At 60.2% G+C, this 17,663-nt stretch carries 13 protein-coding genes; 7 read left to right on the top strand and 6 right to left on the bottom strand.

Annotated elements, in window-relative coordinates:
- Nucleotides 1–102: 102 nt before the first annotated feature.
- Nucleotides 103–1,062 (top strand): Fe2+-enterobactin ABC transporter substrate-binding protein, encoded by a 960-nt coding sequence (gene fepB / locus MC50_RS15475; protein ID WP_047664352.1) that lies wholly within the window; start codon nucleotides 103–105, stop codon nucleotides 1,060–1,062.
- A gap of 90 nt (nucleotides 1,063–1,152) precedes the next feature.
- Here fepB and entS read toward each other — a convergent pair whose 3' ends face one another.
- Nucleotides 1,153–2,394 (bottom strand): enterobactin transporter EntS, encoded by a 1,242-nt coding sequence (entS, locus tag MC50_RS15470; protein WP_102990856.1) that lies wholly within the window; start codon nucleotides 2,392–2,394, stop codon nucleotides 1,153–1,155.
- Nucleotides 2,395–2,631: 237 nt separating this feature from the next.
- Here entS and fepD point away from each other — a divergent pair, with 237 nt between their 5' ends.
- Genes fepD through fepC form a run of 3 tightly spaced genes read left to right on the top strand, consistent with a single transcriptional unit; the run spans nucleotide 2,632 to nucleotide 5,419 of the window.
- Nucleotides 2,632–3,639 (top strand): Fe(3+)-siderophore ABC transporter permease, encoded by a 1,008-nt coding sequence (fepD, locus tag MC50_RS15465; RefSeq protein WP_032700595.1) that lies wholly within the window; start codon nucleotides 2,632–2,634, stop codon nucleotides 3,637–3,639.
- Entirely contained in the window at nucleotides 3,636–4,628 is a 993-nt protein-coding gene (gene fepG, locus MC50_RS15460; protein ID WP_032700596.1) for an iron-enterobactin ABC transporter permease, read from the top strand. Before fepD ends, fepG begins: the two co-directional genes overlap by 4 nt.
- Nucleotides 4,625–5,419, top strand: coding sequence for an iron-enterobactin ABC transporter ATP-binding protein (gene fepC / locus MC50_RS15455; RefSeq protein WP_047664350.1), 795 nt, complete (start codon nucleotides 4,625–4,627; stop codon nucleotides 5,417–5,419). The genes fepG and fepC overlap by 4 nt, the downstream gene beginning before the upstream one ends.
- Before the next feature lie 437 nt (nucleotides 5,420–5,856).
- On the opposite strand, the gene entF is transcribed toward fepC, so the two are convergent.
- From entF to fes, 3 genes are all read right to left on the bottom strand, one after another.
- A complete protein-coding gene (gene entF, locus MC50_RS15450; RefSeq protein WP_047664349.1) occupies nucleotides 5,857–9,738 on the bottom strand; it encodes an enterobactin non-ribosomal peptide synthetase EntF in 3,882 nt (1,293 codons plus the stop codon).
- The gene (locus MC50_RS15445) at nucleotides 9,735–9,953 is read right to left on the bottom strand and encodes an MbtH family protein (RefSeq protein ID WP_032688956.1); all 219 of its coding nucleotides are present in this window, start codon (nucleotides 9,951–9,953) and stop codon (nucleotides 9,735–9,737) included. The genes entF and MC50_RS15445 overlap by 4 nt, the downstream gene beginning before the upstream one ends.
- Before the next feature lie 98 nt (nucleotides 9,954–10,051).
- Nucleotides 10,052–11,257 (bottom strand): enterochelin esterase, encoded by a 1,206-nt coding sequence (gene fes, locus MC50_RS15440; protein WP_032696433.1) that lies wholly within the window; start codon nucleotides 11,255–11,257, stop codon nucleotides 10,052–10,054.
- A gap of 257 nt (nucleotides 11,258–11,514) precedes the next feature.
- Here fes and MC50_RS15430 point away from each other — a divergent pair, with 257 nt between their 5' ends.
- Together MC50_RS15430 and entD are read left to right on the top strand one after the other, a co-directional pair.
- Nucleotides 11,515–13,755 carry a TonB-dependent siderophore receptor gene (locus tag MC50_RS15430; protein WP_032700598.1) on the top strand — a complete coding sequence of 747 codons (2,241 nt, stop codon included), beginning with the start codon at nucleotides 11,515–11,517 and terminating at the stop codon, nucleotides 13,753–13,755.
- Nucleotides 13,756–13,872: 117 nt separating this feature from the next.
- Nucleotides 13,873–14,505, top strand: a complete 633-nt coding sequence (gene entD, locus MC50_RS15425) for an enterobactin synthase subunit EntD (RefSeq protein ID WP_047664345.1) — start codon at nucleotides 13,873–13,875, stop codon at nucleotides 14,503–14,505.
- 52 nt (nucleotides 14,506–14,557) lie between these two features.
- Here entD and MC50_RS15420 read toward each other — a convergent pair whose 3' ends face one another.
- Both MC50_RS15420 and MC50_RS15415 read right to left on the bottom strand, forming a co-directional pair.
- Nucleotides 14,558–15,493 (bottom strand): transketolase family protein, encoded by a 936-nt coding sequence (locus MC50_RS15420; RefSeq protein ID WP_047664342.1) that lies wholly within the window; start codon nucleotides 15,491–15,493, stop codon nucleotides 14,558–14,560.
- Complete coding sequence (locus MC50_RS15415; RefSeq protein WP_047664339.1) at nucleotides 15,486–16,316, bottom strand: transketolase; 831 nt, start codon at nucleotides 16,314–16,316, stop codon at nucleotides 15,486–15,488. The genes MC50_RS15420 and MC50_RS15415 overlap by 8 nt, the downstream gene beginning before the upstream one ends.
- Nucleotides 16,317–16,682: 366 nt before the next feature.
- Here MC50_RS15415 and MC50_RS15410 point away from each other — a divergent pair, with 366 nt between their 5' ends.
- Nucleotides 16,683–17,633: a sugar-binding transcriptional regulator gene (locus MC50_RS15410; protein ID WP_032688967.1), complete on the top strand. Its 951-nt coding sequence runs from the start codon at nucleotides 16,683–16,685 to the stop codon at nucleotides 17,631–17,633.
- Nucleotides 17,634–17,663: the final 30 nt, after the last annotated feature.

The raw sequence follows: 17,663 nt of genomic DNA, 5'->3' as shown, positions 1-17,663 counted from the left end.
TCAACCGTACAAACGGCATGTTGTGCGACTTAGGCTTGCATCCGCGCACGACAAAGTTGAAAATGAGACGCATTTATCCCAACTGAATCAGGATGCGAATTCGTGAATTTGTCCACATTATGTCGCCGTACCCTGCTGGCCTGCGGGCTGGTGCTTTTAGGAATTACCTCAGCTCTGGCAGCCGACTGGCCTCGTCAGGTGACCGATAGCCGCGGCGCACATACGCTGGAAAGCAAACCCCTGCGCATCGTCTCCACCAGTGTCACCCTCACCGGATCCTTACTGGCGATTGACGCGCCGGTGGTCGCCAGCGGCGCAACCACGCCGAACAACCGCGTGGCCGACGATCGGGGATTTCTGCGTCAGTGGAGCGCCGTCGCGAAAGAACGTAAGCTCGCGCGCCTGTACATCGGCGAACCCAGCGCCGAGGCCGTAGCCGCACAAATGCCGGATCTGATTCTGATTAGCGCTACCGGCGGGGATTCCGCCCTCGCGCTGTATGACCAGCTCTCCACCATCGCTCCAACGCTTATCATTAATTACGATGACAAAAGCTGGCAGGCGCTGTTGACCGAACTGGGGCACATCACCGGCCAGGAAAAACAGGCGACCGCGCGTATTGCTGAATTTGATAAGCAGCTCGCCACCCTGAAGCAACAGATGAAACTCCCGCCGCAGCCGGTCAGCGCGCTGGTCTATACCGTCGCCGCCCACAGCGCCAACCTGTGGACGCCGGAATCCGCTCAAGGTCAGATGCTTGAACAGCTGGGCTTTAAACTGGCGACCTTACCCGCCGGTCTGCATGCCAGCCAGAGCCAGGGGAAACGCCATGACATTATCCAGCTGGGCGGCGAAAATTTAGCCGCAGGCCTCAATGGCAACAGCCTGTTCCTGTTCGCCGGTGACGGAAAAGATGCCGATGCGATTTACGCCAACCCACTGCTGGCGCACCTCCCGGCGGTAGAGAACAAGCGCGTCTATCCGCTCGGTACAGAAACATTCCGTCTCGATTACTACAGCGCCATGCTGGTACTGCAGCGTCTCGCCACCCTCTTCGGCTAACCTTCATGCCCGGCAGGCGCTACGCCCTGCCGCCAATCATCGCTCTGTGGCCCGGATAAGGCGTTGACGCCGCTATCCGGGCTAGCGGTTTCAGACCTCGCTGACCGTTTCAGGACGCTGGAAACGACGCAGCTCCCCCAGCAGCCCAATCAGAATTACGCCGACAATCACCAGCACCCAACCGCTGGCGCTCGCCGACGCGACCGGCGTCATTATCGCCCCCAGCCCACCCAGCAACGCGGCGCCAATGGCATCGCCAGTAACGTTCTGCGCGGTCCACAGACCGTTAATCCGCCCGAGCATCGCTTCCGGCGTCTGGGTCTGAATCAGGGTGTACTGCAACAGCGAGCTGATCGCGCTCAGCCAGCCAAACAGCGCCAGACACAGCGCGCCCAATGCCCAGAACGGCATCAGGCTAAATAGCGCGATGGCCACAAATGAGCCGACCGTCGTCATCAGCATCAGAGCGCCCGGTTTTGCCGTTTGCGCCAGCTGACCGCTGGTCAACGCCCCAAGCGCTGCCCCCAGCGGAATAGCGGCATATAGCAAGCCAATCTGCGAGGCCGACATCTGCCAGCCGTCGGCCAGCGCCGGATAAAGCACCCGTACCGCGCTCGCCATCGTCAGCAGACCGCCCAGCAGAGCAATCCCGCCAATCAGCGGGCTGTTGAAGAGGAACTTCAGCCCCGCCAGCAGCGACTTCAGCGGGTGTTCCCGCGGCTGCGGTGGCGGCGGTAGCAGCGGCAAGCGCAGCAGGGTCAGGGTGGTGATAAAGGTGCCCGCCGCCGCCAGGCCATAGTTCCAGGCCACGCCGCCGGTGGCCAGCAGCAGACCGCCGATCATCGGCGAAATCACCGATCCCAGGCGCACCGTCAGCATGGTGATCGCCCCGGCCTGCATCAGGTTTTCACGCCCGACCAGCGCCGGCGTCGCCGCCAGCAGCGCCGTCACGCCCAGCGAAGCAAAAAAACCGTCCCAGATACCCAGCAGATAGATAGCGATGAGCGACGGCTCAGGCAGCAGCGCGTTGAGGCACAGACCGACAAACCCCACGCCGCAGGTTCCCCGCGCCAGCAGAATCAAACGTTTCCGCTCATAGCGATCCGCCAGCACGCCGCCGACCATCAGGCCAACAAACATTGAGCAGCCGGTCAACGTGACCGAGAGCCCGACCTGCCAGGTGGAGTGGGTCATCATCTGGATTTGTACCGGAATCGCCACGCCCAGCAGGCCAAGCGACAGGATCGAGATAAAACGGGCGATAAAGACGGCGCGAAACGCCGGATGGGTTTGCAGCAGACTGAGGTTCAGCAGCCGGGATTGTCGGTTCATTACAGCGCCTTGTTATTATTTTCCATCAACGCGCGATCGTTCAGGCAGCGTACTTATTGGCTGCACTTCCTTAACCCGGTCATACGGTTAGCGATACTTCCAGGCAAGCGTGCGTTTGCCGCCGCGATGCATTCTGAATGATTTTGCGTATACCATTCTTGTGGGCCGCCATGCTAACATAACTGAATAGAATCGATAACGATAATTACTATCATTATCATGTCAGGGATGTGAATTATGTCGTTTTCTACGACCACGGTGCGCGCCGTTGCCGTACCTGGTCTGTTACTCGTTTTAGCCTTTGCTATCGCTCTCAGCCTGCTGATTGGCGCCAAACCTCTTCCAGTGAGCGTCGTCGTGGAGGCTTTTTCCGGTACCTGTCAGAGCGCCGACTGTACTATCGTGCTGGACGCCCGGCTGCCGCGAACCCTGGCGGGACTACTGGCCGGCGCCGCGCTGGGCCTGGCAGGATCGCTGATGCAGACTCTGACGCGTAATCCCCTTGCCGATCCCGGCATTCTCGGCGTGAACTCCGGCGCCAGCTTCGCGATTGTGCTGGGTGCCGCGCTGTTTGGCATCCACTCCCCGCAGGAACAGCTGCTGATGTCGTTTTGCGGCGCGTTTGGCGCCTCGCTGCTGGTGGCCTTTACCGGCAGTCAGGGCGGCGGTCAGCTCAGTCCGGTACGTCTGACGCTAGCCGGCGTGGCGCTGGCGGCCGTGCTGGAAGGGCTCTCCAACGGCATTGCGCTGCTCAACCCCGATGTTTACGACCAGCTGCGCTTCTGGCAGGCCGGTTCGCTGGATATTCGCACGCTGCAGACGCTGAAAATCGTCCTCCTGCCGGTGGTGATTGCCGCCGCTGTGACGCTGTTGTTAAGCCGGGCGTTGAACAGTCTGAGTCTCGGCAACGATACCGCCACCGCGCTCGGCAGCCGGGTCGCCCGCACTCAGGTTATCGGCCTGCTGGCGATTACCGTGCTCTGCGGTAGTGCCACGGCGGTAGTTGGCCCCATCGCCTTTATCGGCCTGATGATGCCGCATATGTCGCGCTGGCTGGTGGGCGCTGACCATCGCTGGTCGTTGCCGGTCACCTTACTGGCAACCCCTGCTCTGCTGCTGTTTGCCGATGTATTGGGTCGCCTGCTGGTCCCCGGTGAACTGCGAGTATCGGTGGTCAGCGCCTTTATCGGCGCGCCGGTGCTGATTTGGCTGGTGCGCCGTCAGCCGCGCGGAGGTGCAATATGATAGCCCCTTCTCGCCGACTGTTGCTCAGCTGTCTGATTCTGCTGGCTACCAGCCTGCTGGTCTCCCTCTGGGGCCTCGGCAGCGGTCTGGTGCCGTTAAGCGTCGAGCAGGTGCTTTCCGCTCTGCTGGGCGATGCGCCGCGTAATATCACCATGGTGGTCACCGAATGGCGACTGCCGCGGGTGCTGATGGCCCTGCTGATCGGTGCGGGACTTGGCGTCAGCGGCGCCATTTTTCAGTCGCTGATGCGCAACCCGCTGGGCAGCCCCGATGTGATGGGCTTCAACACCGGCGCCTGGAGTGGCGTGCTGGTGGCGATGGTGATGTTCGGCCAGAACCTGACGGCGATTGCGCTGGCGGCGATGACCGGCGGCGTGTTGACCGCGCTGGTGGTCTGGCTGCTGGCCTGGCGCAACGGCATTGAAACGTTTCGCCTGATTATTATCGGCATCGGCGTTCGCGCCATGCTGGTGGCCTTCAATACCTGGCTGCTGCTGCGCGCCTCGCTGGAGACCGCTCTCTCCGCCGGGTTGTGGAATGCCGGCTCGCTCAATGGCCTGACCTGGGGAAAAACCTGGCCCTCCGCGCCGCTGATTGTGCTGATGCTGATAGCGGCGGCACTGCTTGCCCGGCGCATGCGCCTGCTGGAGATGGGCGACGATACCGCCTGCGCGCTCGGCGTGCGGGTGGAACGTTCGCGCCTGCTGATGATGCTGGTGGGCGTGGTACTGACCGCCGCCGCCACCGCGTTAGCCGGACCGATCTCGTTTATCGCCCTGGTCGCGCCGCATATCGCCCGCCGCCTGAGTGGCACCGCGCGCTGGGGATTAACCCAATCGGCGCTCTGCGGCGCGCTGCTGCTGGCGCTGGCTGACTACAGCGCCCAGCGCCTGTTTATGCCTTATCAATTACCGGTGGGAGTGGTGACCGTCAGCCTCGGCGGCATCTATCTCATCGCGCTGTTAATTCAGGAGTCCCGCAAAAAATGACCGCCGAAACGACCCGTTTGCGCGGCGACCAGCTAACCCTGGCGTACGGCAAAAAGACCATCGCCGAATCGCTGAATGTGACCATTCCTGACGGCCATTTCACCGCAATCATTGGCCCTAACGGCTGCGGGAAATCGACGCTGCTGCGAACCCTGAGTCGCCTGATGACGCCGGCCAGCGGCCATGTTTATCTCGACGGTGAGCAGATCCAGCGCTATGCCAGCAAAGAGGTGGCGAAACGCATCGGTCTGCTGGCGCAAAATGCCACCCCCCCGGGGGATATTACCGTTCAGGAGCTGGTGGCGCGCGGCCGCTATCCGCATCAGCCGCTGTTTACCCGCTGGCGTAAAGAGGATGATGACGCGGTCAACAGCGCCATGAGGGCGACCGGAATAACCGATCTGGCACGACAAAGCGTCGATACGCTCTCCGGCGGCCAACGGCAGCGGGCCTGGATTGCCATGGTGCTGGCGCAGGAAACGGCCATTATGCTGCTCGATGAGCCCACCACCTGGCTGGATATCAGCCATCAAATCGATCTGCTGGAGCTGCTGAGCGAGCTCAACCGCGAAAAGGGGTATACCCTGGCGGCGGTACTGCACGACCTCAACCAGGCCTGCCGCTACGCAACGCATTTGATTGCCTTGCGCGAGGGTAAAATCATTGCCGAGGGGGCGCCGAAAGAGATTGTCACCGCCGAATTGATCGAGCAGATTTACGGCCTGCGCTGCATGATCATTGACGATCCGGTCGCCCATACGCCGCTGGTCGTGCCGCTGGGGCGCCGGTAAATCCCCTCACTGCGGACTTCGCCCGGTGGCGCTACGCATACCGGGCCTACCGTTCTGTCTCCTTCCGCGGGCTCGGTATAGTCCCGTAGGCCGGGTAAGGCGGCAGCCGCCACCCCGGTAATATTCCCCGCAGCGACCCCAAATCTCCCGCACTACCGGACCATCGGGGATTCGCCCGGGGGCGCTACGCTTACCGGGCCTGCCGTTCTGTCTCCTTCCGCGGGCCCTGCATAGTCCCGTAGGCCGGGTAAGGCCGCAGCCGCCACCCCGGTAATATTCCCCGCAGCGACCCCAAATCTCCCGCACTACCGGACCATCGGGGATTCGCCCGGGGGCGCTACGCTTACCGGGCCTACCGTTCTGTCTCCTTCCGCTGGATATGCATAGTCCCGTAGGCCGGGTAAGGCCGCAGCCGCCACCCGGCAATCTTCTCCGGGCTAGCCCAAAATCTCCCGCACTACCGGACCAATCGATTCGAAGGCCTGCGGGGAGATAATATCCACGTGGGCGCAGTTCTGGCTAAAGACCTCCAGCTCACCCACCCACGGTCCCCACGCCGCCTGCGGATCCATCCCCGCCTGGCGCGTTTTTTCAGCCACAAACAGCGTCGCTTTGCCATCAAACTTCGCGCTATGCGCGGTGGTCAGCAGGCGTACCGCATCGGCATAGTTGCCCTCGATGACACGGAACAGTTCGCCGGAAGCCTGCCCCTGCTGGGCGGCAAGGAAGGCCTCTCGTTCACGTTCAATCTCGGCCAGTACCTCCGGGTCCAGACCGTTAGCCTCTTTCTCCGCCCAGTTCTGCGTCTCCGGCGGCCAGGTGTCCAGCAAGCCGAGGAACGCCACCGCTTCGCCGCGCTGACGCAAACGGGCAGCAATGCCCTGCGCCAGCGTCCCGCCGAGGGAATAGCCAAACAGGTAATAGGGCCCGTGCGGCTGCTGCGCCAGCAAGGTCTGCAGATGCTGCTCGCACACTTCATCGAGGTTTGCCGCGCTCATCATCGGCCCTTCCGGTCGCGGCGACTGGATGCCGGTAATCGACCAGCGCGGGCTGAGATAGCGGGCCAGCACGCTGAACTGCCAGGCAAAACCCGATGCCGGATGGAAACAGAACAGCGTTGGTCCGTCGCTGACGCGCAGCGGCAGAATCGCATCAAAGCCCAGGCGCTGCGCTTGCTCATCGCTGAGATCGGACGCCAGCAGCGCGCTCAGTTTCCCCACCGTCGAGGCCACCATCACCTGCCCGGGCGTCACCTGACGTCCCAGCTCGCGGCTAAGCTGCGCCGCCAGGCGCATCGCCAGCAGAGAATGACCGCCGAGGGCGAAGAAATCGGCTTCAATGTCGTTCACTTCGCAGCCCAGCAGCCGGCTGAAGGCCTCCGCGACCGTGGCTTCAATACCCGGCTCCGGCGGACGACCGCCGCGCGCGGTGCCCAACGTCGGCAGCGGCAGCGCTTTGCGATCCAGTTTGCCGTTGGCGCTCAGCGGCAGTTCCGCTAGCTGAATCAACACCACCGGCACCATATGCGGCGGCAGCTGTTCGGCCAGGCGCGTTTTCAGCGCTGCCGTATCCAGCGGCAGGCCGGACTCTGACACCAGGTAGCCGACCAACTGGCGGGCATCGCCACCGGTCGCCGCTGCCTGATTGAAAACGCAGGCGTGGGTTACCGCCAGGGAAACGTCCGCTAGCGCGGACATGACGCGGTCGATTTCGCCCAGCTCAATACGCTGTCCGCGAATTTTCAGCTGGTCATCGCTGCGCCCGAGGTACTCCACCGCGCCGTTATCCAGCCAGCGCGCCACGTCGCCGGTGCGATACATCCGCTCACCGGCGGCAAACGGGTCGGCGATAAAGCGCGAAGCGGTCAGATCCGGGCGGCCCAGATACCCCTGAGCCAACTGTATGCCAGTCAGATATAAATCCCCGGCGACGCCCGGCGGAACCGGCCGCAGAGTGGCATCGAGAATACGCAGCCCGGTATTCCATACCGGCCAGCCGATCGGTACGCTGTTGCCGGTGACCGCCGCCAGCTCCGCCCCGCAGGCCGGATACCAGCTCACATCCACCGCCGCTTCGGTCGGGCCATAGAGGTTATGCAGCGGCGCGCCGGTCAACGCTTCCCACTCGCGGCACAGGTCGGTTGGCAGTGCTTCCCCGCTGCAGAAGACGCGCTTCAGCGTCCGGCAGGTCGTTACGTTTTCAGCATCCAGCGAAGCCACGAACGCCGCCAGCATTGATGGCACAAAGTGGGTGGTGGTCACTCCGTAGCGGGCAAAGAACTGCTGCATCGCCTGCGGATCGCGATGGGCTTCCGGTTCGGCCATCACCAGCTGTGCGCCGGTGATAAACGGCCACCAGAACTCCCATACCGACACATCAAAGCTGCACGGCGTTTTCTGCGCCACCACATCCCCGGCGGTAAGCGGATAGTGATTTTGCATCCACAGCAGACGGTTAACGATCGCGGTTTGCCCGACCATCACCCCTTTCGGGCGCCCGGTGGAGCCGGAGGTAAAGATGATGTACGCCGTATGCTCCGGCTGTGAGAGCGCCAGCGGCGTGTCATCATCCGCCGCAAGCGGCTGCTGATAACACAGGGTTTCAAGACCCGGAATATCGCTGAAGCGGGACAGCTGATCTTCTGCAGTAATCAGCAGCGTAGGACGCGCGTCCTCCAGCATCATCCGCAGGCGGTCGTCCGGATACCCGGTATCCAGCGGCAGCCAGGCCGCGCCGGCCTCGACGATGCCGTGCAGCGCGAGGGTGAGGAACACCGAACGCGGCAACGCCACCGCCACGCTGTCGCCGGGCTTGACGCCGCGCTCACGCAGCAGCCGCGCCAGCGCCACCACCTGCTGACGCATCTCCCGATAGCTGAACTGCCGGGTGGCATCCGCCAGCGCCGGGGCATCCGGCGTTTTCGCCGCCTGTTCAGCCACCAGGGCGCTGAGCGTCGTCGTCGGCAGCGCCACGCCGGTATCATTGACCTGCGCCAGCTGCGCCGTCTCGTCGGCCGAAAGCAGATTGGCCTCTGCGCAGCGTAGCGCCGGATCGGCGGCAAACTGGGTCAGCAGCGCGGATAAACGCGCCACGTGAGCGCGCAACGTTGCTTCGTCATAGCGCGCTTTGTTCGCCAGCACCTCCAGCGACAGTCCGCCGGACTCATCCGGAAATAGCGCCAGTTCCAGATCGTTGACCGGACCGGTCGCCAGGGTGTGGGTCACCGCGTCGATACCGTCAATATCGAGAACATAATCAAAGACTTTGACATTTAATACCGGGCCAAACAGCGGTTCATCGCCCGCCGCTTTGCCGCTATCGCGCACGATTTGTTCGGCATCGTAGCGCTGGTGGCGGCGCATCTTTTTCAGCTGGGCGCTGAGACGCAGCGCCAGCTCCGCCAGGGTTTCTTGCCCATCGATATGTATCGCCAGCGGCAGGACGTTCAGTACCGGACCGGTTGCGGTCAATGCCGCCGATCCCATCCGCCGCATAAAGATAAAGCCCGCCGCATAATCCATGCGGCTGCATAAACGGCCGAGCCACAGGGTGGTCAGCGCCAACGCCAGATCGGCTCGCTGGCACTGCGGTGCGCCGGCGGCCAGGCGGCTGAACAGGCTGGCATCCAGATCCAGCTTCAGACGCCAGATATCGCTACTGGTCGCCCGCCCCGCCAGCGGCGCAGCAGAGAGCGACGCCGGTGACGGCAGGGCTTTGCGCTGTTCCATCCAGAACGCTTTATCGCGCTGCCAGGCCTCACTGCCGTAGTAGCGCTGATACTCTTCAACAACCTCAGCGAAAGGGGTAAATGGCGACGCCGGCGTCGCCTCCCCACGTTGCCAGGCGCGATAAATTGCCGCGATCTGGCGGGTAATAGCGGGGAAACTGAAGCCATCTACCAGCAAATGATGATAACGCTGATACCAGTACCAGCAGTCATCCGCCACGCGCAGCAGCTGGTGACAAACCAGCGGATTGCCGCCATCCACGCGTAAATTCTGCCCGAGGTCGGCCTGCATTATCGCCAGCGCGGCGTCGTGCGGATCGCGCGCCTCGCGCAGATCGCAATAGTCAGGTTCGGCAAAAGCGCGCTGCTCATCGACCCATTGCCAGGCTTCGCCGTTATCTTCGCAAAAGCGCATGCTGAGGGTGTCGGCCTGCGTCAGACCGGTGACGATCGCCCGTCCCAACAGCGCCGGGTCCAGGTTGCCGCGCAGCTCGACATAGTGGGCGACACTCCATGCGCCGGGCAGCGTAGAGAGGCGCTCCGCCATCCAGATCCCAGGCTGCGCCGCGACCAGCGGTAAACGAGTGCTCATGTCCGGCTCCTTGAGGTTGCATAGTGGGCAGGGGTAAGGGTTGACCAGTTCGCCGCCAGCCAGCTGTTGCACGCCTCTAAGGACTGCGGCGGGCATTCCACTACCCAGCCTTGCGGCAGCGCGCAGTGGTGCGGCCACAGGCTGTACTGCTGTTGTTCGTTGCGCAAAATGTAAAACTGCCCTTGCGGATTATCGAAGGGGTTGCTGAATTGCATACCAAACTCCTGTCTTTACTCGCCATCCTCCTGTCGGCTTTCGCCCTGGCTAGCGCCTCGGGGTATGCGGAAGGATGTTGAGTCTGAAGCGCACTTTGTTATTGCGCGCGGCTCAACGGCTGCCAGAGCTGGATGAGCCCAGCCGTCAGCCCACCGCGCCAGCAAAGCGCATCGTGCCCGCCGTCAACCTGACGCCAGAAAATCGTCTGCTGTGTCTGCTGTAGTTGTGTTAAAAGCGCCTGATTGGCGCGAAAAATAAGCGGCTCACGCTCCCCGGCTTCCAGCCAGATTCGCAGCCCGTGGGGGCGGAGCACTCCCTGGCTCAGGCGTTCGATCAGCAGGCCGGTTTGCGCGCCGCCGCGATGCGGCCACCAGTAGGAGCCAGACTGGCTCAGCACGCAGCCAAAGCGCTGCGGCCAGTAGAGCGCGGCAAACATCGCCGCCAGGCCGCCAAAACTCTGACCGGCGACCACGGTACGATCGGCGCGGTCGCTAAAAGGCGCGATTTGCTGTACCCGAGGCAATAGTTCTTCCTGCACCGCCAGCCAGAAATCGGCGTTACAGGGCAGCTCCCGACTCCGGTGTTCGTTATCGATGACATCAATCAGCAGGTAGACCGCTGGCGGCAGCTTTGCCTCGCGCGTCAGCCCGGCCAGTGCGGACCAAACCGGCATACTCTCGGCCCAGAACTGGCCATCAAGCAGCACCGCCAGCGGACGCTCTGCGGCAACGGCCTCTCCGGTGGTGTAAACCCATATCCGCCGCGTATTACCCAGTCGGGCGCTGTGCCATTCAATGCACACCGGCGGTTGATAAGGCGCATTACGCAGCGACCAGCCCGGTTGTTCCGGTGCCAGCGGCAGCTCCAGCGCCGAAACGGCGTGGCCGCGCCCGCCTTTCCAGCTTTGTGGGTTTAACGGATCGGCTATCGCCCGCGGCAGCAGTCTGCGCCAGCCTTCCCGCAGCAGCGTGCGGTCCGGGCTGCCGCCGTTGAAAATCTCAGGGGCAAAATCGTCATCGCGATCGGAGGGAATAAAGCAGTAGCTGCCGCGCCAGGCGGGAGACAGCGTGGTTTGCCATTGCCAGGCATCGGTGCCGGGCACGCGCTTGAGGGTTTGCGGTACGGCATTTTGATGATGGTCGGTGACGCCGGTGATGTAAATCCACACCCGCTTCGTCAACGAGGTCTCTTCGCTGCCCGCCGGATCCCGCCACCAGAAGGTCACCCGGTAGCTATCGCCAACGGTCTCGGCCTGCGGACCGAAGATCCCCTGCCACCAGTCATCACTTCCTGTCATTAACATTCCGTCATTAACCCTATGTTTACCGTGATTTTTCTCAATAAACGTAATTTTTATTGATAATATTATTGATAACTATTTGCATTTGCAATAGCGTATTACCGCACTTTGGGAAGAGTCACTTCTAATTACACATGTCAGAAAGGGCCATTTGGTCAGCGATGGAATGCCTTCGCCCTCTACTGACCACATTTCTGCCGCCTCCCCTCCCGGTGGGAAGGGGTTCCAGGGGCATGCGGCAACGGAAAGCAGGACGTAAAATGAATAACAAGATCAAATCCTTGACCTTGCTGGTCAATCTGGGAATTTATGGGGTTGCCTTCCCGCTGTGTGCGGAAGAGACCCTCGACAGTAAAAAAGCGGCCACCGAAGAGACGATGGTGGTCACTGCCGCCGAACAAAACCTGCAGGCGCCGGGCGTATCGACGATCACCGCCGAGGAAATTCGTAAACGTCCCCCCGCTCGCGATGTCTCCGAAATTATCCGCACCATGCCGGGCGTTAACCTGACCGGCAACTCCACCAGCGGCCAGCGCGGGAATAACCGCCAGATTGATATCCGCGGCATGGGCCCGGAAAATACCCTGATCCTGATTGATGGCAAACCGGTCACCAGCCGTAACTCCATCCGCCTGGGCTGGCGCGGCGAGCGCGATACCCGCGGCGATACCAACTGGGTCCCACCGGAGCTGATTGAGCGCATTGAAGTCATTCGTGGACCGGCTGCGGTCCGCTACGGCAACGGCGCCGCAGGCGGCGTGGTCAATATCATCACCAAAAAAGGTGATAACGAGTGGCACGGTTCGTGGAACACCTACATGAACGCCCCGGAGCACAAAGATGAAGGCTCCACCAAACGCACCAACTTCAGTCTGAACGGCCCGCTGGGCGGCGATTTCAGCTTCCGCCTGTTGGGCAACCTCGATAAAACCCAGGCCGATGCCTGGGATATCAACCAGGGCCATCAGTCAGAACGTACCGGTATTTACGCCGATACGCTACCGGCCGGCCGTGAAGGGGTAGAGAACAAAAATATCAACGGCGTCGTGCGCTGGGATTTTGCGCCGATGAACTCGCTGGAGTTTGAGGCGGGCTACAGCCGCCAGGGCAACCTGTACGCCGGGGATACGCAGAACACCAATACTAACGATCTGGTGAAAAAGAACTACGGCAAAGAGACCAACCGTCTCTATCGCCAGACCTACTCGGTGACCTGGAACGGCGGCTGGGATAACGGCATCACCACCAGCAACTGGGCGCAGTACGAGCACACCCGCAACTCGCGTAAAGGCGAAGGCCTGGCCGGGGGTACGGAAGGGATTTTCAGCAGCGATCAATTCTCTGATATCGACCTGTCCGACGTGATGCTGCACAGTGAAGTCAGCGTTCCGTTCGACCTGTGGGTCAATCAGAACCTGACGCTGGGTACCGAATGGAACCAGCAGCGGATGAAGGATCTGGCCTCCAACACCCAGACCTTTATGGGCGGCGACATTCCGGGTTCAACCAGCACTGGCCGCAGCCCGTATTCTCAGGCGGAGATCTTCTCGCTGTTTGCCGAAGACAACATCGAGCTGACCGACTCCACCATGCTGACCCCGGCGCTGCGCTTTGACCACCACAGCATTGTGGGGAACAACTGGAGCCCGTCGCTTAACCTGTCCCAGGGGCTCGGGGATGACTTCACCCTGAAAATGGGCATCGGCCGCGCCTATAAAGCGCCAAGCCTGTACCAGACCAACCCGAACTACATTCTGTACAGTAAAGGCCAGGGCTGTTACGCCAGTGCAACCGGCACCGGTTGCTATATGATGGGTAACGAAGACCTGAAAGCGGAAACCAGCATCAACAAAGAGATCGGCCTTGAGTTTAAACGCGACGGCTGGCTGGCCGGGGTGACCTGGTTCCGTAACGACTACCGCAACAAGATTGAAGCCGGCTATGCGCCGATCTCCCAGACCGGTACCGGTAAAGTGAAAACCGATATTTACCAGTGGGAAAACGTACCGAAAGCGGTGGTAGAAGGCCTGGAAGGGACATTGAACGTCCCGGTTAGCGAAACCGTTAACTGGACCAACAACATCACCTATATGCTGCAGAGTAAGAACAAAGAGACCGGCGATCGTCTGTCGATTATTCCGGAGTATACGCTGAACTCAACGCTGAGCTGGCAGATATACCAGGATGTTTCCGTGCAGTCGACCTTCACCTGGTACGGCAAGCAGGAACCGAAGAAGTATAACTACAAAGGTCAGCCGGTAACCGGCAGCGAGAAGAACGAGGTGAGTCCGTACAGCATCCTCGGCCTGAGCGCGACCTGGGACGTCACCAAATACGTCAGCCTGACCGGCGGCGTGGATAACGTCTTCGACAAGCGCCACTGGCGCGCGGGTAATGCCCAGACCACCGGCGGCGATACCGGTTATATGTACGGCGCGGGCGCCGAGACCTATAACGAATCGGGCCGGACCTGGTATATGAGCGTCAACACGCAGTTCTGATTACGCGCCTGAAGACCAGGCCGTTCTCTCCCCCGGAGGACGGCCTGGCTATCTGGCCTCCTGACAGGACCACGACAAAGCTATCCCCTCGCCTGCATCCTGACGTAGGATGACCCTATGCAAACGACACACTCGACTTTTCTTTTTGCCGGCCATCGGCTGCATCAGATTGATTTCGACCCGGCCACCTTTGCGCCTCACGATATCCTGTGGCTCCCCCACCATCAGCAGCTCGAAAATTGCGGCCGGAAACGGCAGATGGAACATCTTGCCGGGCGTATCGCGGCGGCCTGCGCCCTGAAAGCTGTTGGCATAAAAGGCGTTCCCGGAACAGGTGACCAGCGGCAGCCGCTGTGGCCTGTCCCCTGGTCTGGCAGCATCAGCCACTGCGACACCCGCGCGCTGGCCGTCGTCGCCGCCCGACCGGTTGGTATCGACATCGAAAACGTGCTCACCCCCGCGCTGGCGACGGAGCTGGAGAGCAGTATTATCAGCCCGACCGAACGCGCGGTGCTGAAGGCGAGCGGACTGCCCTTCGAATTGGCTCTGACGCTGGCTTTTTCGGCGAAAGAGAGCGGGTTTAAGGCCCTGCCTCTCACGCAACAGTCAGGGACAGGGTTTATGCACTTTCGGATAACCGACATTCAGGGCGAGGTCGTCACTTTGTGGACTGAGCAGCAGATGTACCAGGTGCATTGGATGGCGGTTGAGCCCTGCGTCATCACGCTTTGCCAAACGCAATACCGGTAATAAAGGAAGAACCCGCGCGGTCAGAGCCGCACGGGGGAAACGCCATGCTGGCTCAACACATCGTTTTCGCGAGGGCGATAATAGCCTGGGCATCAAAACCGTGGTGCTGGCGCATCCAGCCACGATCCGCCGCCGCCGCATATTCGCCATCAGGAATACCCAGCCGTTTCAGCGGAATACCGATACCAGCCTCCGCCATAACCTCTGCGACCAGGCTTCCCAGACCACCGTTCACATTATGCTCTTCAACCGTAATCACCGCGTTGCTTCCCTTCAGCGCGGCCAGTAACGCTGGCGTGTCGCAAGGGCGAATCGAAGGTACGCTGACCACCTGCGCCTGAATCCCTGATTCTGCCAGCGCTTGGGCAGCCTCGACAATTTCATGCACCGTCGAACCGGTAGCGACCAGCGCCAGATCGTGGCCTTCACGCAGCGTGTTTACGGCTCCGGGGACAAAGCGATAGTTTTCAGCATACAGCTCCGGCAACGCTTTGCCGTCGAGACGGATGTAAACCGGCCCCTGATGTTGCAGGGCGTAGTCGATTATCTGTCGACATTCCCGTGGCGATGACGGCGCATAAATCTCAATGTTGCCGAATCCCCGCATCACCGCAAGGTCATCAATCGCGTGGTGCGTGCTCGCCAACGGGCCATAGCTGGCTCCCGCGTTCAGACCAAATAATTTGACGTTGGTGTTGTTGTAACAGACATCGACTTTGATTTGTTCATTGGCGCGGGAAATCAAAAATGGCGCGGCATTGCAGGTCACCGCCACTTTCCCCCCCAGCGCCAGCCCGGCTGCCATCCCGACCATGCTTTGCTCGGCAATGCCGACGTTAACCAGCCGGTCAGGGAACTGTTTAATAAACGGCGCTATTTTTGCGGTTGATGTTGAGTCGGCGACAACAGGCACCAGATCAACTCCATTTTCTACGGCATCGATAAACGCCTGAACCATCACGTTTGCCAGGTGTTCTGCATTACTCATCTTTCAGTTCCTCCAGCGCCAGCGCAATCTCCTCACCTTTCGGCACCCGGTGGTGCCATTCCGGACGCCCCTGGATAAAGGAGATGCCGGCGCCTTTCGTGGTATTCGCAATAATGACGTTGGGTTTTCCTTCCTGCTTTAATCCTTCAAGCGTCGCGACAACCGAGGCCATATTATTTCCCTGACATTCGGTGACGGTCATACCAAAGGCCTTCCATTTTTCGGCAAGCGGATCGGTATTCATGATTTCGCGGGTTGGCCCGGCCAGCTGCAGGTTGTTTTTGTCATTAATAATGATCAGATTATCAAGACCGTAATGTGCTGCGGCCAGTGCGGCCTCCCAGTTACTCCCCTCAGCCAGTTCACCATCGCCGGTGATCAGGAAGACGCGGCGGGCGCTGTGGTTCTTTTTCGCGGCCAACGCCAGTCCCACCGCCACGGGCAAACCGTGTCCTAAAGCCCCGGTATTCAGCTCGATGCCCGGCGTCTTCTGGCGAACCGGATGGCCAGGCAGGTGGGAGTTGGCATGCTGATAGGTGCTCAGCCAGTCGACCGGGAAGAATCCCGCCTCGGCCAGCACGCAGTAGTAGCAGCCCACCGCATGACCTTTCGACTGGATATAGATGTCACGCCCTTCATCGGCAATGCGGTCCGGCGCAACGTTCAAAATGCGGAAGTACAGCGCGGTTAAGAGCTCCACCTGCGACAGGTCAGCGCCGGTATGACCGCCGGCAGGGCTGTTGGCGTTCAATCTGATAATGTGGCGGCGTACCGCGCGAGCCTGACGCTCAAGTACCTGAACATCGTAGTTATAGGGATTCATTTAATACCTCTGAATTTAATTTCAACTTGGAATATTTATTCCGTAAGGGACTAAAAAAAACCAGATATCCCCTGGCAGCGCATCGCAGCGCTTTCGCCGCTGCACCAGACTCAGGAACATTCTGCCTCCTCACCATCAGGCATACCTGCGCCTGGATAATTTTTCAGTTGATCTGAAACCACAATGAATATATATTCACATATGATTATTTATTCAATTATGCAACCACTGTTCTGTTTTTGTCCATAGCTGTTTTAGAGGATTGATAAAAGTTAGAGTCTCATCACACTTAAATGTCTTTTTTTTTCGCGTATGATTACAGGCTCTAACATAATGGCTGCACGTTAATGATTTTCGGGGATATATATGGCTAAGCAGGATGAACAACGGCTATTAGTTAAGATTGCCACTCTTTACTACCTTGAAGGACGCAAGCAGTCCGACATTGCTCAACTTCTCTCGCTTTCTCAGTCATTTGTCTCCCGCGCTATCACCCGCTGCCAAAAAGAAGGGGTGGTCAAAATTAGCGTCGTACAGCCCTCAAATATTTTCCTGAATCTCGAAAAAGGCATTGAGGATCGCTACGGCATCAAGCAGGCCATCGTGGTGGACACCGAAGAGGATGCCAGCGACCACACCATTAAACGCGCCATCGGTTCAGCGGCGGCCCACTATCTTGAAACGCGGCTACGACCAAAAGATCTGATTGGCGTCTCCTCCTGGAGCTCGACCATTCGGGCCATGGTTGATGAGGTTCACGCGCAGAACCTGAAAGCCAGCGGCGTGATTCAACTGCTGGGCGGTGTGGGGCCTAATGGCAATGTGCAGGCAACGATCCTCACTCAGACGCTGGCGCAACGGCTGAACTGTGAAGCCTGGCTGCTACCTTCGCAAAGCATTGAAGGCTCGGTGGAAGAGAAAAACCGGCTGATTGCCAGCCAGGATGTGGCCGATGTGATTTCACGTTTTGATGAAGTCGATATCGCTATCGTCGGGATTGGTATTCTCGAACCTTCGCAGTTGCTCAAAACATCAGGCAACTATTACCACGAAGATATGCTGCAGGTGCTGGCGGAGCGCGGAGCAGTCGGGGATATTTGCCTGCACTACTACGATAAAAACGGGCAGGCGGTGTTACGTGATGATGAAGATCCTGTTATCGGCATGGCGCTGGAGAAAGTCAAAAAATGCCCCAATGTCGTCGCGCTGGCCGGCGGTAGTGATAAAGTCGCCGCCATCAAGGGCGCCCTCTCCGGCGGTTATATTGACATTTTAATCACCGATTATCCTACCGCCCGGCTGCTCGTCACCGCGTAATCAGCCGCTAAAACATCTTTTCTCATGCCT

Origin of the sequence: Klebsiella planticola (assembly GCF_000783935.2) — a bacterium.
GTDB classification, from domain to species: Bacteria; Pseudomonadota; Gammaproteobacteria; order Enterobacterales; family Enterobacteriaceae; genus Klebsiella; species Klebsiella planticola.
This window is presented reverse-complemented; position numbering and strand designations above follow the sequence as displayed.

Coding starts and splice junctions, on each gene's coding strand:
- MC50_RS15445 (WP_032688956.1), bottom strand. CDS start 9,953: ATGCAATTCAGCAACCCCTTCGATAATCCGCAAGGGCAGTTTTACATT.
- entS (WP_102990856.1), bottom strand. CDS start 2,394: ATGAACCGACAATCCCGGCTGCTGAACCTCAGTCTGCTGCAAACCCAT.
- fes (WP_032696433.1), bottom strand. CDS start 11,257: ATGTTAATGACAGGAAGTGATGACTGGTGGCAGGGGATCTTCGGTCCG.
- entF (WP_047664349.1), bottom strand. CDS start 9,738: ATGAGCACTCGTTTACCGCTGGTCGCGGCGCAGCCTGGGATCTGGATG.
- MC50_RS15430 (WP_032700598.1), top strand. CDS start 11,515: ATGAATAACAAGATCAAATCCTTGACCTTGCTGGTCAATCTGGGAATT.
- MC50_RS15420 (WP_047664342.1), bottom strand. CDS start 15,493: ATGAGTAATGCAGAACACCTGGCAAACGTGATGGTTCAGGCGTTTATC.
- fepD (WP_032700595.1), top strand. CDS start 2,632: ATGTCGTTTTCTACGACCACGGTGCGCGCCGTTGCCGTACCTGGTCTG.
- fepG (WP_032700596.1), top strand. CDS start 3,636: ATGATAGCCCCTTCTCGCCGACTGTTGCTCAGCTGTCTGATTCTGCTG.
- MC50_RS15410 (WP_032688967.1), top strand. CDS start 16,683: ATGGCTAAGCAGGATGAACAACGGCTATTAGTTAAGATTGCCACTCTT.
- fepC (WP_047664350.1), top strand. CDS start 4,625: ATGACCGCCGAAACGACCCGTTTGCGCGGCGACCAGCTAACCCTGGCG.
- MC50_RS15415 (WP_047664339.1), bottom strand. CDS start 16,316: ATGAATCCCTATAACTACGATGTTCAGGTACTTGAGCGTCAGGCTCGC.
- entD (WP_047664345.1), top strand. CDS start 13,873: ATGCAAACGACACACTCGACTTTTCTTTTTGCCGGCCATCGGCTGCAT.